Source organism: Gordonia paraffinivorans NBRC 108238 (assembly GCF_000344155.1).
Taxonomy (GTDB): Bacteria; Actinomycetota; Actinomycetes; order Mycobacteriales; family Mycobacteriaceae; genus Gordonia; species Gordonia paraffinivorans.
The window spans coordinates 102,574-116,589 of sequence record NZ_BAOQ01000002.1 but is presented as its reverse complement, the minus strand read 5'-3'; the positions used below and the strand labels follow the sequence as shown (position 1 = coordinate 116,589).

General features: G+C 68.6%; 15 protein-coding genes. 10 read left to right on the top strand and 5 right to left on the bottom strand.

The features are described 5' to 3' along the window. Positions 1 to 69 precede the first annotated feature (69 nt). Positions 70 to 1,347, top strand: a complete 1,278-nt coding sequence (locus GP2_RS01455; protein ID WP_006898672.1) for an MFS transporter — start codon at positions 70 to 72, stop codon at positions 1,345 to 1,347. A gap of 4 nt (positions 1,348 to 1,351) precedes the next feature. On the opposite strand, the gene GP2_RS01450 is transcribed toward GP2_RS01455, so the two are convergent. After that, positions 1,352 to 1,963: a TetR/AcrR family transcriptional regulator gene (locus tag GP2_RS01450; protein ID WP_006898671.1), complete on the bottom strand. Its 612-nt coding sequence runs from the start codon at positions 1,961 to 1,963 to the stop codon at positions 1,352 to 1,354. A gap of 154 nt (positions 1,964 to 2,117) precedes the next feature. Between GP2_RS01450 and GP2_RS01445 the strand changes: the two genes are divergently transcribed. The 6 genes from GP2_RS01445 (at position 2,118) to urtE (ending at position 8,432) form a co-directional block, all read left to right on the top strand. Beyond that, on the top strand, positions 2,118 to 3,191 hold the full coding sequence (locus tag GP2_RS01445) for an oxygenase MpaB family protein (protein WP_006898670.1): 1,074 nt from the start codon (positions 2,118 to 2,120) through the stop codon (positions 3,189 to 3,191). A gap of 292 nt (positions 3,192 to 3,483) precedes the next feature. Beyond that, positions 3,484 to 4,767: an urea ABC transporter substrate-binding protein gene (urtA, locus tag GP2_RS01440; RefSeq protein WP_006898669.1), complete on the top strand. Its 1,284-nt coding sequence runs from the start codon at positions 3,484 to 3,486 to the stop codon at positions 4,765 to 4,767. Between the two features lie 98 nt (positions 4,768 to 4,865). Continuing rightward, positions 4,866 to 5,753 carry an urea ABC transporter permease subunit UrtB gene (urtB, locus tag GP2_RS01435; protein ID WP_006898668.1) on the top strand — a complete coding sequence of 296 codons (888 nt, stop codon included), beginning with the start codon at positions 4,866 to 4,868 and terminating at the stop codon, positions 5,751 to 5,753. Beyond that, a complete protein-coding gene (gene urtC / locus GP2_RS01430) occupies positions 5,750 to 6,862 on the top strand; it encodes an urea ABC transporter permease subunit UrtC (RefSeq protein ID WP_006898667.1) in 1,113 nt (370 codons plus the stop codon). The genes urtB and urtC overlap by 4 nt, the downstream gene beginning before the upstream one ends. Then, the gene (gene urtD, locus GP2_RS01425; protein WP_006898666.1) at positions 6,859 to 7,734 is read left to right on the top strand and encodes an urea ABC transporter ATP-binding protein UrtD; all 876 of its coding nucleotides are present in this window, start codon (positions 6,859 to 6,861) and stop codon (positions 7,732 to 7,734) included. Before urtC ends, urtD begins: the two co-directional genes overlap by 4 nt. Before the next feature lie 5 nt (positions 7,735 to 7,739). Continuing rightward, complete coding sequence (gene urtE / locus GP2_RS01420; protein WP_006898665.1) at positions 7,740 to 8,432, top strand: urea ABC transporter ATP-binding subunit UrtE; 693 nt, start codon at positions 7,740 to 7,742, stop codon at positions 8,430 to 8,432. 14 nt (positions 8,433 to 8,446) lie between these two features. On the opposite strand, the gene GP2_RS01415 is transcribed toward urtE, so the two are convergent. Beyond that, on the bottom strand, positions 8,447 to 9,649 hold the full coding sequence (locus GP2_RS01415; RefSeq protein ID WP_006898664.1) for an RtcB family protein: 1,203 nt from the start codon (positions 9,647 to 9,649) through the stop codon (positions 8,447 to 8,449). 121 nt (positions 9,650 to 9,770) lie between these two features. Beyond that, positions 9,771 to 10,514 (bottom strand): hypothetical protein, encoded by a 744-nt coding sequence (locus tag GP2_RS01410; RefSeq protein WP_006898663.1) that lies wholly within the window; start codon positions 10,512 to 10,514, stop codon positions 9,771 to 9,773. Between the two features lie 65 nt (positions 10,515 to 10,579). On the opposite strand from GP2_RS01410, the gene GP2_RS01405 reads away from it, so the two are divergent. Both GP2_RS01405 and GP2_RS01400 read left to right on the top strand, forming a co-directional pair. Further along, complete coding sequence (locus GP2_RS01405) at positions 10,580 to 10,759, top strand: hypothetical protein (RefSeq protein ID WP_006898662.1); 180 nt, start codon at positions 10,580 to 10,582, stop codon at positions 10,757 to 10,759. 97 nt (positions 10,760 to 10,856) lie between these two features. Beyond that, positions 10,857 to 11,294, top strand: coding sequence for an Rv0313 family protein (locus GP2_RS01400; RefSeq protein ID WP_006898661.1), 438 nt, complete (start codon positions 10,857 to 10,859; stop codon positions 11,292 to 11,294). Between the two features lie 101 nt (positions 11,295 to 11,395). Here GP2_RS01400 and GP2_RS01395 read toward each other — a convergent pair whose 3' ends face one another. Next, on the bottom strand, positions 11,396 to 11,731 hold the full coding sequence (locus GP2_RS01395) for a transglycosylase family protein (protein ID WP_006898660.1): 336 nt from the start codon (positions 11,729 to 11,731) through the stop codon (positions 11,396 to 11,398). A gap of 271 nt (positions 11,732 to 12,002) precedes the next feature. After that, the gene (locus tag GP2_RS01390) at positions 12,003 to 13,313 is read right to left on the bottom strand and encodes a cytochrome P450 (RefSeq protein WP_006898659.1); all 1,311 of its coding nucleotides are present in this window, start codon (positions 13,311 to 13,313) and stop codon (positions 12,003 to 12,005) included. Positions 13,314 to 13,404: 91 nt separating this feature from the next. On the opposite strand from GP2_RS01390, the gene GP2_RS01385 reads away from it, so the two are divergent. Beyond that, on the top strand, positions 13,405 to 13,998 hold the full coding sequence (locus tag GP2_RS01385) for a TetR/AcrR family transcriptional regulator (RefSeq protein ID WP_244941089.1): 594 nt from the start codon (positions 13,405 to 13,407) through the stop codon (positions 13,996 to 13,998). Positions 13,999 to 14,016: the final 18 nt, after the last annotated feature.

Sequence of the window (14,016 nt, the reverse complement as noted above, 5' to 3'; positions counted from 1 at the left end):
GCCGCATGTGTTCGCGCACGCGGAACTCGACGGCTGAGCGCCCACCCCGGCTGAGGCATGATGTCTGCCATGTCGACTCCGTCGCGCACGGGCGCGCTGGCCGGCAGCACCTTGCTGCTGCTCACCGCCCTCTACTTCGCGCAGGGTCTGCCCTACGGATTCTTCAGCCAGGCCGTCCCGGTCATCCTCCGCGAGGAGGGCTACTCGCTCACCCAGATCAGCGTGTACGGACTCCTGTTCGCTCCGTGGGGACTGAAGTTCCTGTGGGCGCCGTACGTCGACCGGTACGCCACGCGACGACGCTGGCTACTGGCGACGCAGCTCACCTCGGCTGCCGTCGCGCTCGTTCTCGCATGTCTGGACCTGTCCGGAACCCTCGTCTGGATGCTCATCGGCATCGCGGTGATCAACCTGGCGTCCGCGACGCAGGACATCGCGACCGACGGCCTCGCCGTCGCGACGCTCGGACCGCGGCAACGCGGTCCCGGCAACGGAATCCAGGTCGGCGCCTACCGGATCGGCATGATCGTCGGTGGCGGCGGGTTGCTCTGGCTCTTCTCGATCGCGGGGTGGCGCACGCTCTTCGTGGCCATGTCGGTCATGTTGTTCGCGGTGACCGTGCCCGTCTGGTTCCTCGTCGGACGCTCGCGACTCGGCCGAGACGCCGACGCCGTCGCCCGCGAACGCCGTCCGTCACCGGCGCTGTTGGTCACCGGATGGCTCCAGCGGCTCCGGCGCCCCGGGGTCATCGTGTTCATCGTGGTCGTCGGGGCGTACAAGTTCGGGAACTCGATGGGCTCGGCGCTCGTCGGGCCGTTCATGTCCGACATCGGGCTCTCGCTCGGACAGATCGCCCTCATCGAGGGGGCGCTGTCCTCGGCGGGGGCGCTGGCCGGTGCGGCGCTCGGCGGCTGGCTGGCGTTCCGGTTCGGGCGGCGCTCGGCGCTTCTCTTCGGCGGCGTCACCCAGACCCTGAGCCTGGCCTTCTACCTCGTCGCCGCGCTCGGCGCCGGCGGCTTCTGGATCGTGGTGACCGCGAGTCTCGCCGAACACGTCCTCGGCGGCGCCGCGACGGTGGCCGTGTTCACGCTCATGATGGACGCCTGCGAAAAGGGGCACGAGGGAAGCGATTACACGCTCTACGCATGCGCGGTGGTCGGCGTCCAGGGGGCGGCCGGATTCTCCGCGGGCATCATCGGCGACCTGTTCGGGTTCCCGACCCTCTTCGGCACGTCGTTGATCCTGTCGGGGATCGGCGTCGTGATGATGATCGCGGCGCTCGACCGGGGCATGGGGCCGGCGCCGGTGCGGGCCCTGGCTCGGACGGGGTCGCGGCCGGCGGGGTGAGGCCTCATGCAGAAGCGCGGCGCGAGGGAAGCAGCGTCTCCACCACCTCGTCGACGACCCGGTCCAGGTCGTCGCCCAGGTTGCCGGCCAGGTACTGCTGGGCCAGTTCGGCCATCGCGCCGGTGAACATCGCCGCCCGGACCTTGGCGGGCAGGGGATCGGGCTCTCGGGGATCCGACTCGGCGAACGCGAGTTGGAACAACATGTCCTGCGTGGCGGCCCGTCGCTCGACGAGGACCGGGTTGCTGCGGCCCTCGGTGAAGAGGATGCGGCCGCGTCGTGGGTCCTGCGACGCGTGCCCGAGGACCGCCCGGATACCGGCACGCGTGCGTGCCCGCACCGACGGCCCGGCGGCCGCCATCGCGTCCGCGACCACCTCGGCGAGCTCGGCGGCCGTGGCGTCGTAGACAGCGCCGAGGAGTTCGTCGGTGTCGGTGAAGCTCTCGTAGAAGTAGCGCGTGTTGAAGCCGCAGTGACGGCAGACGGACCGCACCGAGAGCTCCGCCTCGGGGCCGGTTCCGCCGAAGATGTCGAAGGCCGCGGAGATCAGGCTCGCACGGCGCTCGGCGCGGCGATCCGCGAGCGGGACGCCGGCCCATCGGGTCGGACTCGACATCGTTCCACCATAGACGGCGGGAGGCCGTCGCCGGCAAGGTCTGGTCACGGGTGTGCCCAAAGGGTTAATCTGGGTACAGCCGTGACCACAATGTGTCGCCGATAGGTTCGGGACGTGCTCGGACGGGGATCGGCGCACACGGAGAGGACGACCCATGAACGCGCCCGCGACGGCAGATCTGCCGCAGGTGAGAATCCCGTCGGTCAAGCTCCCCTCGCCCGGGCGGGTGCCGCTCGCGCTGCCGCACGAGGTCGTCGGTTCGTGGCTGAACGGGAAGTTCGACGAGAACGTCCGCGCGAAGTTCTTCCGGGGCATGGACTTCGAGAATCCGACGGGCGACCCCGGATGGTTCGGGCCCGACAGCGCCACCTGGTACGTCCACTCGCACACCCCGGCGCTGATCTTCGGCCTGCAGGCCGCGTCATACATCGAACGACTCGACCCGTCCATCTACTGGATGGGCATGCATCATTCGCGCCTGGTCCGGCGCAAGGAGGACGGGACGCCCACGACGTCCATCGACCCCGACGGCGCGACGACCCGACTCGGGCACTCGCTGGCCTTCTTCATGGGCACGGCATACGGATCGACCGAGACCGCCGAACGACTCGCCCGAACGGTCCGGGCGATGCACCACACCATCAAGGGGGTGCGGCCCGACGGCGCGGTCTACGACGCCGACGACCCGGAGTGGCTGCGGTGGAACTACGCGACGGTCGTCTGGGGCATCGCGACGGCCCACGAGATCTACCATCCGCGTCCCCTGCGCGGCGCCGAGATCGACCGGTACTACGGCGAATTCGTGCGAGTCGGGCATGCGCTCGGAGGAACGGATCTGCCGGCGACCAAGGCGGAGACCCTCGAATGCCTCCGGTCGTACCTCCCGCGCCTCGCGTTGACACACGGCAACGCGATGGCGACGGGGGTGAATCTGCGCAACCGCGCGCAGGCGGCGGTGGATTGGGCGATCCGCGACATCCAGCCCCGCTGGGCGCAGCAGCTCATCTCCTACCGGCCGCCGAACCCGGTGGAGCGTCGGGCCCGACGCGCTCTGGTCTGGAGCATCATCAACACCGCCCACCTGACGATGGGGGAGGTTCCGGAGTTCCGGGCCGCGAAGCGCCGCGTCGCCGGCGGCACCGATGTGCCGCACACCCTTCCGCGATACGAGCTCGGGACCGACCCCGAGATGAGTCGCGACGAGGTCGAGGCGGCCTTCTCCCACTGAGCGTCCACGGCGGGGCATCCTGATCGTCCCGTGGGAGATCTGTCCGAAATGCCCCTGACCACAACAAGATTCGATGGCGTGAATCCGACGTGAGGCCCCGTGAAGCGGAAACGGGGAATTCACCTCGGGTCATCGCGGCGTAACAAACCATCAATACGTTTACCTCCCATACGCGACTTCGCCGGGTTCGTGGCATCGCGTATCCGATCGGGGGGTCGTTCGGTGCGAAGGTGCACCGGTCTCTCTGGGCCCGACCGAGCCGATTCCGAGACGTATTGAGAAAGGCCACCGGATGCCGTTCAGTTCCTTGCCGTCCGCCGTCACCCCCACACGCCGTCGGCGGTACGGCATCATGATCCCCGCAGCACTGTCCGCAGTGGCCCTCGCGCTGAGCGCGTGCGGCAGTTCCGCGAGCGACGAATCGGCCTCGGGCGGGACCTCGTGCGTCAAGACCGACGGGGACACCATCAAGGTCGGTTCGCTGAACTCGCTGTCGGGCACGATGGCGATCTCCGAGGTCACGGTGCGTGACTCGATCAAACTCGCGGTCGAGCAGATCAACGACAACGGCGGCGTCCTCGGCAAGCAGATCCAGCTGATCGGCGAGGACGGCGCGTCGGAGCCGACGGTGTTCGCGGAGAAGGCCGAGAAGCTCATCTCCAGCGACTGCGTCGCCGCGGTGTTCGGCGGCTGGACGTCGTCGAGCCGCAAGGCGATGCTGCCGGTCTTCGAGGACAACAACGCCCTGCTCTACTACCCGGTGCAGTACGAGGGTCTCGAGTCCTCGCCCAACATCTTCTACACGGGCGCCACCACCAACCAGCAGATCGTCCCGGCCCTGGAGTACCTGAAGGAGAAGGGCGTCAAGTCCCTCTACCTGGTCGGCAGCGATTATGTCTTCCCGCAGACCGCCAACCGCATCATCAGGGCCTACGCGGACGCCAACGGCATCGAGATCAAGGGCGAAGACTACACCCCGCTCGGCTCGACGGACTTCTCGACCATCGTCAACAAGGTCCGCGCCGCCGACGCCGACGCCGTGTTCAACACCCTCAACGGCGACTCCAACGTCGCCTTCTTCCGCGAGTACAAGAACGTCGGCCTGACCCCGCAGCAGATGCCGGTCGTGTCGGTGTCGATCGCGGAGGAGGAGGTCGGCGGCATCGGGGTGGAGAACATCGCCGGCCAGCTGGTCGCGTGGAACTACTACCAGACCGTCGACAACCCGCAGAACAAGTCCTTCGTCCAGGACTACAAGGACGCCTACGGCGCCAACAAGCCCACCTCGGACCCGATGGAGGCGGCCTACACGTCGGTGTACCTGTGGAAGAACACCGTGGAGAAGGCCAAGTCGTTCGACGTCGAAGAGGTCAAGAAGGCTTCCGGCGGAGTCACTTTCGACGCTCCTGAGGGCACGGTCACCCTCGACGGCGACAACCATCACATCACGAAGACCGCACGCATCGGCGAGATCCGTCCCGACGGCCTGATCTACACGGTGTGGGATTCGGGCCAGCCGATCGAGCCGGACCCGTACCTCGAGAACTACCCGTGGGCGAAGGGCCTGGGCAACTGATCATCCGGTGACCCGTCTCGCGCTCGCGCGGGGCGGGTCACCTGCGTGTCCCGGTGCCGGCGCCCGGCGACGCACACCCACAGCGAACGGATGGTGACGTGGAAACCGTTATCGGACAGCTCTTCACGGGATTGAGTCTCGGCTCGATCCTGTTGCTCGCAGCGCTCGGCCTGTCGTTGACCTTCGGTCAGATGGGCGTGATCAACATGGCCCACGGCGCATTCATCATGGCCGGCTCCTACACCGCGTACTCGGTGCAGGAGTACCTGGTCTCGAATGCCGATGTGTCCCTCCTCGTCTCGCTGGTCATCGGGTTCCTCGTCGGCGGCCTGATGGGGGTGATCCTCGAGGTCGCCCTGATCAAACGGATGTACGACCGTCCGCTCGACACCCTGCTGGTGACGTTCGGCGTCGGCCTCATCCTGCAGCAGCTCGCGCGTGACATCTTCGGTGCGCCCGCCGTCGACGTCACCGCCCCGTCGTGGCTGTCGGGCGGCGTCGACGTCCTCGGCGCGGTGGTGCCCAAGACCCGGCTGTTCATCATGCTGCTGGCCGTCATCGCGGTCGTGGCGATCTCGGTGGTCATGAGGTACACCCCGATGGGCCGCCGCATCCGCGCCGTCGTGCAGCACCGCGACCTTGCCGAGACGAGCGGAATCGACAGCCGGGCAACCGACATCACGACCTTCTTCATCGGGTCCGGCCTCGCCGGCGTCGCCGGCGTGGCGTTGACCCTCATCGGCTCGACCAGCTCCAACACCGGCATGACCTACCTGATCGACGCGTTCCTGGTCGTCGTCATCGGCGGTCTCGGTCAGATCAAGGGTGCGGTCATCGCCGCGATCGCCCTCGGCATCCTCAATTCCTTCATCGAATACAGCACGACCGCTTCGGTGGCGAAGGTCGCCGTCTTCGTGATCATCGTGATCTTCCTGCAGATCCGCCCCCAGGGCCTGTTCACGGTCCAGACGAGGAGTCTCGTGTGAAGGACCATCTCTCCGACCACTGGAAGGTGTACGCCGGCTTCGCCGTCGCGGCGGCACTCCTGTTCGGCGTCGCGCCCGCGATGCTCTCGGACTTCCGCCTCAACCTGCTCGGCAAGTTCCTCTGCTTCGGCATCGTCGCCGTCGGCATCGGCCTGGCGTGGGGCCGAGGCGGCATGCTCACCCTCGGGCAGGGCGTCTACTTCGGTCTCGGCGCCTACATCATGGCGATGCACCTGAAGATCTCCGACGCCGAACTCCGCGGCGACGACGTCCCCGACTTCATGCAGATCGCCGGCATCCGCGAACTGCCGGGCTACTGGAGGCCGTTCGCCTCGCCGGTGGTGACGATCCTCGGAATCCTGTTCGTGCCCACCCTGATCGCGGTCCTGCTCGGCTTCGGCGTGTTCAAGCGCAAGGTCAAGGGCGCCTACTTCGCGATCCTGTCGCAGGCGCTGGCCGCCGCCTTCGCGATCCTGCTGATCGGTCAGCAGACCACCGGCGGCAGCAACGGGCTCAACCGTTTCCGCAGCTTCTTCGGGCTCGCGCTCAACGACCCGGTGAACCGGCACCTGCTGTTCTACATCGCCGCCGCGACGCTGCTGATCGTGGTCGCCCTCACCCGGCAGTTGATGTACAGCCGTTACGGCGAACTCCTGGTCGCCGTCCGCGACCAGGAGGAGCGGGTCCGCTTCCTCGGCTACGACCCGGCCAACGTGAAGGTCGTCGCCTACGCGGTCGCAGCCCTCTTCGCGAGCATCGCCGGCGCGCTGTTCGTGCCGATCGTGGGCATCATCTCGCCCGCCGACGTCGGCATCGTCCCGTCGATCGCGTTCCTGATCGGCGTCGCGATCGGCGGTCGCACCACGCTGCTCGGTCCGGTGCTGGGCGCGATCGCGGTCGCATGGGCGCAGACGAGCCTGTCGGAGAACTTCCCGTCCGGATGGACCTATGCGCAGGGCATCCTGTTCATCGTCGTGGTCGGCTTCTTCCCGGCCGGCCTTGCCGGACTCGGGGCGCTGTTCAGGTGGCGCCGCCGGAAACCGTCCGATCCGGCACCCACGGGTGACATCGACGAGGTGTCCACGACCAAGGTAGGAGCGTCCTCGTGAGCGGAACCGAGACGACCGGCGTCGTCGAACCCGTCGCCGGCGGAAATGCCGGAATGGACAGCGACTACCTGCAGGTGCGTGATCTCACCATCGAGTTCGACGGGTTCAAGGCCGTGTCCGGGGTGGACCTGACGCTGATGCAGGGCGACCTGCGGTTCCTGATCGGCCCGAACGGCGCCGGCAAGACCACCATCATCGACGCGATCACCGGTCTGGTGAAGGCGACCGGCTCGATCCAGAAGTCCGGTGTCGAGCTCATCGGCAAGAAGGTCCACCAGATCGCCCGACTCGGCGTGGGCCGGACCTTCCAGACCGCCAGCGTCTTCGAAGAGCTCAGCGTCCTGCAGAACCTCGACATCGCCGCCGGCGCCGGGCGATCGGTGTGGACCATGCTCCGTCGACGGCCGTCGCAGATCCCGGACTCCATCGCCGAGGCGCTCGAGACGATCGGCCTGCAGGACCTGCGGGACGCCCCGGCCGGCGTCCTCGCGCACGGACAGAAGCAGTGGCTGGAGATCGGCATGCTGCTCGTGCAGAACGCCTCGGTGCTGCTGCTCGACGAGCCGGTCGCCGGCATGAGCCACGAGGAGCGGGAGGAGACCGGGAACCTGCTGCGCCGCATCGGCGGTGAGCGGACCGTGGTCGTCGTCGAACACGACATGGACTTCATGCGGGCGTTCGCGACGTCGGTGACCGTGCTCGCCCGCGGCCAGGTGATCGCCGAGGGCACGGTCGCTCAGGTGCAGGCCAACCCGAAGGTCCAGGAGGTCTACCTCGGAACCGCCGCCGGCGGCGAGGAACTCGAGGAGATCGCCGCCGAGACCGAGGACGCCGCGGGCGTCGAATCGGCGTCGATCGAGAAGAAGGGCTGACGGCGATGCTGAAACTGTCGGGGGTCTGCGCCGGGTACGGCCGGACCGAGGTCATCCACGGCGTGGACATCGAGGTCCCGGCCGACGGCGTCGTCGCGGTCATGGGCCACAACGGCGCCGGCAAGACCACGCTGCTCCGTGCGGTGGTCGGGCTCGTCAAGACCACCAGGGGCGCGGTCACCTTCGACGGCGTCGACATCACCAGGGCACGGCCGAGCGCGCGGGTGAAACAGGGCATCGCCTATGTCCCACAGGGCCAACAGAGCTTTCCGCACCTCACGACCGCGGAGAACCTGCAGGTCGTCGCGGACGGCCGGAAGCGCGGCAAGGAACTGATCGAGGAGATGCTGGAGATGTTCCCGGCGCTGAAGGAGCTGCTGGGACGACGCGCCGGCCTGCTGTCGGGCGGCCAGCGCCAGCAGCTCGCCATCGCGCGGGCGCTCATCACCGAACCGCGCATGCTGATCCTCGACGAACCCACCGAGGGCATCCAGCCCTCGGTGGTCGCCGAGATCGAGCAGACCATCACCGCGCTCACCCGGCGCGGAGGCCTCGGCGTGCTGCTCGTGGAGCAGCACATCGGCTTCGCCCTCCAAGCGGCGCAACAGTATTACGTGCTCGAGAGCGGCCGTGTCACCTCGTCGGGTGCCGGTGGTGCCGGCGCCGAGGCCGCCGTCCGGGAGACGATGACGATCTAGGCGCGCCGCCGGCCTCACACGCCCTTCACGTTCATCAGCTGACGCAACACCGCCTCGACCTCGACGAGCTCGGCGGCGTCGGCCATGATCTGGTCGATCGGCTTGTAGGCCGCCGGGATCTCGTCGATCCACTCCTCGCCGTGCCGGTACTCGATGCCGGTCATCGCCTCGGCGAGATCGTCGAGCGTGAACCTCTTGCGCGCGGCGGACCGCGAGAAGGCACGGCCCGCACCATGCGGTGCGGAGAACAGCCCCGACTCGTTGCCCTTGCCGCGCACGACGTAGGACGCCGTGCCCATCGATCCCGGGATGAGACCGTGGGTGCCGACGCTCGCGTCGATCGCGCCCTTGCGGGTCAGCCACACCTTCGCGCCGGCGATCTCGACCTTCTCGGTGTAGTTGTGGTGGCAGTTGATGCGGCGCTCCTCGAGCCTCTTTCGAGGCCGGAACGAGTTGTCGGCCAACCACTCGCCGAACACGGTGACGAACCGGTCCATCATCTCGGCGCGGTTCTCGTAGGCGAAGGCCTGCGCCCAGCGCAACTCGCGGATATAGGCGCCGAACTCGTCCGTGCCCGAGGCCAGGTACGCGAGATCGGGATGAGCCAGGGGGATGTGCCACCGGCGGCACAGCTTCTGCGCGATCCGGATGTGCTTCTGCGCGATCTTGTTTCCCACACCGCGGCTGCCGGAGTGGAGGAACAGCCAGACGCTGCCCGTGCCGTCGCCGGATACCTGCTCGCACAACTCGATGAAGTGGTTGCCGCCCCCGAGCGAACCCAGCTGCTCTCGCCACTTCGGCGAATGCGACAGGTCGACGCCCTCGGCCGACGCCATCTCCTCGAGCGAGTCGATGCGGGCCCGCGTGTGCGAGTACCGCAGCGTCGTGTTGTAGTTGCCCGGTGACAACGGGATCGTCGCCTCGACCCGGTGCCGCAGATCGGCGAGGTCGAAGCCGGCGATGTCCTCGGCGGCGACAGACGTCTGCACGCCGATCATCCCGCAACCGATGTCGACGCCGACCGCGGCCGGGATCACGGCGTCGACGGTCGGGATGACCGTGCCGACCGCCGATCCCTTGCCGGCGTGGGCGTCGGGCATCAGCGCGACGTGCGGGTGGATGAACGGCAGCGACGAGATCTCCTGTGCCTGAGCCCTTGTCGTGTCGTCGAGGATCGACGCGAAGTTGAGTACCCTCGGTGCGATCATCTCGGGCATGGTGTTCCCCCTCGGATGACGGATCTGATCGGTGCCGGTTCGTGGCCCGCACCGGCCGGTCAGTTCATCGCACCGCCGGCGGCGGCGTCAATCGTTTTATGCGCAGCGGCATCTCGGCTGTTCATCGATCGAGGTGCACGGCGACCTCCTCGCCCAGCGAGTACGGCGGATGCAACGGGAGCCGGTCCCCGCTCCAGAAGCGTCCCGGGTCGAACCAGTTGGCATCCTTGGTGGTGTCGAGAATCCCCATGTCGCGGTAGGTGATACCGACGACCTCGGCGCAGTAGGCGGTCTCCAGGCCGGTCCGCTCGGCGGCGGGATCGCCATCCCGCCGGGACCGCCGCCGGCCGACCTTGCGTTCGAGGTAGGGGATTCCGCGGACGAGGTCGGCCGAGTTCGGGACGCGTCCGCGGAACCACCGGCCGGCGAGGCGGGCGGTGGTGGGGAAGGGCGTGCCGTCCAGCCGGGCGATCACCTGCAGGAGTCTGTCCTCGTGGGGACGGGTGACCTCCGGGGTGAGCTGGCGGAGCCAGCACGCCTGCTCGTAGCGCACCATCCACTGTTCGACGGCCTCGCGCGCGTCGTGCAGCTGGACCCCGCGGTGCCGCGAGCCGGTCCACACGTCGGCCAGTGTGTCGCCGAGCTCGGCGTGCCAGAGCAGGGGCGGCAGGTCGTCGATGCAGACAGCCATGGCGACGTGGTTCACCGGCGCATTGGTCAGGGTGCGGATGGCGCGGTCGGGTCCGGAGTGTCCGCGGAACAGCCAGATGTCCCCGGTTCTCGTCGCGTCGAGCGCGGACGTCAGAGAGACCCCGCCCGGGCGCCCGGAGAAATCGGTGGGCGGGCGTCGGTGGCTGCGGGGCATGTCCGAAGACTAGAGCCCGGGACGGGCGTCGGCCACCGGGCCGCCGACGGGCCTAAGCTGCCCGCATGGGGAGTGTGTGGAAGTGGTTCGGTCTGGCGGGTGCGGTGGGCGTCGCGACCGGCGGCGTGCTGGTGGCGAGGGATCAGCGCCGGCGGAGGGCGTACACCGCCGACGACGTCCGCGAGCGTCTGCATCGGCGGCTGGAGGAGGCCGAGAGGTCGGAGTCGAGCGGCGCTTCGGGCTGACGCCCGACCTCGTGGTGGCGCGTCACGCGGAATCTGAGGAGACTGGAGGCGGCGCCGGCCGCACGGTCGGCCGCACAGCTCGCCAGATGGGAACGCCATGTCCGACAACAGTGGATTCGGGGGCGGAGCCTTCAACTTCGGCCCCGAGGACTTCGACCGATTCGCGCGTGAGGCCGGAGACGGACTCCGCGAGGTGTTCGGCAAGCTCTTCGAGGGCCAGCCGGGCGCCGGGGCCTTCTCGATGTTCTTCGACGACGCGGCGCGGGGCCGCACCAGGACCCAGCCGCGCCCGGAGACCACCGGCGAGGCGGGTGCCGGCGTGTGGGCGGTCTTCTACGTCGACGACGACGGCGGTGCACGCGTGGAGCAGGTCTTCGCGACCGAGCTCGACGCCCTGCGCGCCAACAAGAACAACACCGACCCGCGGCGCAAGGTCCGGTTCCTGCCCTACGGGATCGCGGTCAGCGCACTCGACGAGTCCTCCGACGGCGATCCCGGCGCCGAGGAGAAGGGTGCCGAGGAGAAGAGCGACTGAGTCCGGCCACACGGCCGGACACGACAGAGGCCGGTGAGTCCGTCGACGGACTCACCGGCCTCGTGTGCATCTGGCTCACGGCACGCGGGGCGCCGGAAAGATCAGAGGTAGGCGCCGCAGGTCGGCCAGGCGCCCGGGCCCTGGGTGGCCAGCACGTTCTCGGCGACGCGGATCTGCTCCTCGCGCGAGGCGTTGGCCGGGTTGCCCGAGCCGCCGTTGGCCTCCCAGGTGCTCTGGGAGAACTGCAGGCCGCCGTAGTAGCCGTTGCCGGTGTCGATGGCCCAGTTGCCACCGCTCTCGCACTGGGCGACGGCGTCCCAGTTGCCCGAGTCGGCCGAGGCGTTGGACGCCAGCATGGTCAGCGGGGCGGCGGTCAGGGCGCCGACGACTGCGGCACGGGTGACGAGCTTGGTCATGTGGGTCTTGGTCATACGCATGGTCTTTGTTCCTCCTTCACCACCCGGGGTCGGAAAGGTGGTTGATCTGGACCGTGGCCGACCATACGGGTTGGTAACGGTCAGGTCACGTCGACGCCGTGACCTGCGGAGTTACGATCACGCCGTGATAACGGCGTTAGCTTTGCGGTGAATGCCCAGCGCATGGCGCAATTCCGGGACAACCGGCGTCGCGGCATGTTCGAGCGCGTTCGATGACCAAGGTCACACGCAGGCAGTGCGGTGGATCACGCTCTCCGGGTTGCGATAGGCGCTAGGCGCGCCGACGCACGGCGAGGCGCCCGCCGCGGGACGGGGCGTAGGCGACCCCGCGGGAGAAGAAGCGCTCCGGGCGGGCGTCGGTAGGGAGCACCTCGAACTCGCTCAGCACGGTCCGCAGCACCACGTCCATCTCCATCGTCGCGAACGCGGCCCCGATGCAGCGCCGGGTGCCGCCGCCGAAGGGGAGCCACGCCGGCGACGGGGTGGTGCCGAGGAACCGGCCCGGGTCGAAGCGGTCCGGGTCGGCGAATTCGCGGCTGTCGTCATGGAGCAGCGCGATCGAGACCATGACGTTGTATCCGCGCGGAATCCGCCACGGGCCGAGCTCGAGGTGTTCGGCGACCACGTGGCGCGCGGCGAAGTCGATCACCGGCCGGCTGCGCTGCGTCTCCAGGATGGTCGCGTGCCGGTACTCGCTGCCGCCCTCGTCGACCTCGGCGACCAGGCGGGCGAGGATGTCGGGGTGGCGACGGATGCGCTCGAACGCCCACGCGAGGGTTGTCCCCGTCGTCTCGTGCCCGGCGGCGAGCATGGTCACCAGCTCGTCGGCGATCTCGGCGTCGCTCATCGGGGTTCCGTCGTCGTAGCGACTGCGCAGCATCAGTGCGAGGATGTCGTCGCGCTCCTCGAGCACGGGATCGTTGCGAGACCTGGTGATCAGGTCGGCGAGGTACTCCATGCACTCGGCGTGCAGGCGTGCGTATCGCCGGTTGGGGTCGACCCTGCCCAGCACGCGGGGGAGTTCGGGGACGGTCGCCGCGCGTGAGCCGGCGACGACGGTGGGCGGGATCAGGCGGTGCAGGTGGTCGAGGTCCTTGCCGACGGCGCCGAACACGGCGCGCAGGATCACGTTGAGCGTGATCCGCATCATCGGCTCCATGGAGGCGAACTCGGTCTCCGTCGGCCAGGTGGAGGTCTCGGCCCGGACCTCTTCCTCCACGATCTGCTCGTAGGTCTTCATCCGTTTCCCGTGCAGCGGCGGGGTCAGCAGCTTGCGGCGCGCCCGGTGCTCGCGTCCCTCGAGCGAGAAGATCGAACCGGCCCCGAGGATGCGGCCCAGGTTCGGCTGGACGTTGATGACCTTGTCGCCGGCGGTGAACAGCTCGCGCGCCAGCGTGGCGTCGGAGATGACCACGGACGGTCCGAAGACCGGCAGGTCGACGGTGAACGCCGAGCCGAAGCGGTCGTGGAGGCGTCCGAAGAACAGGCGGCGGGAGGTCACCGCGGCCAGTCCCTGCACCGGCGACGGCAGGCGCGTCGCGGGTGGCAGGGCCGTCTCGTCGTCCAGGACCGGTGCACTCATCGCGTCGTCGCCTCCCATGTCGTGGTACGCGTGCGTACCACGACGGTACTCATGCGTACCGCGCGAGCACAAGGGGCATATCCTCACTGCTGTGGAACTGTGGTCGAGCGACGCGTCGTCGACGAGGGGACGTCTCCTCGCCGCGATGCTGCGGTGCGTGACCGAGTCGGGATACCGGGAGACCACGATCGCCGACATCGTGCGCGTGGCACAGATGTCGCGCCGTACCTTCTATCAGGAATTCGCCGACAAGCAGGACTGCTTCTTCGCGCTGCTGCGCGAGACCAACAGGTTCATGATCTCCGAGATCGCGGCGAGCGTGGACGGCGAGGCGTCACCGGAAGAGCAGGTGCGCCAGGCGGTGACGGCCTACGTCGCGACCAGCGAGCGGTATCCGGGGCTGATGCTCTCGTGGATCCGCGAGCTGCCCGCGCTCGGCGGTGCCGCGGCGAGGGTCAAGAACGAGGCCATGCAGGACTGGATCGACCTGTTCGTCGGACTGACCTCGACGCCGACGCTCGCCGCCGCCGGGGTGAAGCCGATGAGCCCGCAGCGTGCGGTGTTCCTGTGGGGCGGGGTCCGCGAACTGACGGCGAGCGCGGTCGAGTCCGGATCGCCGCTCACCGAGATCATCGAACCCGCCACCGCGGCCTGCCTGGCGCTGATGGGGCCGGGAGCCGACTGAGTCGTGGGTCGTGGACGC

Coding starts and splice junctions, on each gene's coding strand:
- urtA (WP_006898669.1), top strand. CDS start 3,484: ATGCCGTTCAGTTCCTTGCCGTCCGCCGTCACCCCCACACGCCGTCGG.
- GP2_RS01445 (WP_006898670.1), top strand. CDS start 2,118: ATGAACGCGCCCGCGACGGCAGATCTGCCGCAGGTGAGAATCCCGTCG.
- GP2_RS01415 (WP_006898664.1), bottom strand. CDS start 9,649: ATGCCCGAGATGATCGCACCGAGGGTACTCAACTTCGCGTCGATCCTC.
- GP2_RS01450 (WP_006898671.1), bottom strand. CDS start 1,963: ATGTCGAGTCCGACCCGATGGGCCGGCGTCCCGCTCGCGGATCGCCGC.
- urtE (WP_006898665.1), top strand. CDS start 7,740: ATGCTGAAACTGTCGGGGGTCTGCGCCGGGTACGGCCGGACCGAGGTC.
- GP2_RS01395 (WP_006898660.1), bottom strand. CDS start 11,731: ATGCGTATGACCAAGACCCACATGACCAAGCTCGTCACCCGTGCCGCA.
- GP2_RS01410 (WP_006898663.1), bottom strand. CDS start 10,514: ATGCCCCGCAGCCACCGACGCCCGCCCACCGATTTCTCCGGGCGCCCG.
- GP2_RS01400 (WP_006898661.1), top strand. CDS start 10,857: ATGTCCGACAACAGTGGATTCGGGGGCGGAGCCTTCAACTTCGGCCCC.
- GP2_RS01390 (WP_006898659.1), bottom strand. CDS start 13,313: ATGAGTGCACCGGTCCTGGACGACGAGACGGCCCTGCCACCCGCGACG.
- GP2_RS01455 (WP_006898672.1), top strand. CDS start 70: ATGTCGACTCCGTCGCGCACGGGCGCGCTGGCCGGCAGCACCTTGCTG.
- GP2_RS01405 (WP_006898662.1), top strand. CDS start 10,580: ATGGGGAGTGTGTGGAAGTGGTTCGGTCTGGCGGGTGCGGTGGGCGTC.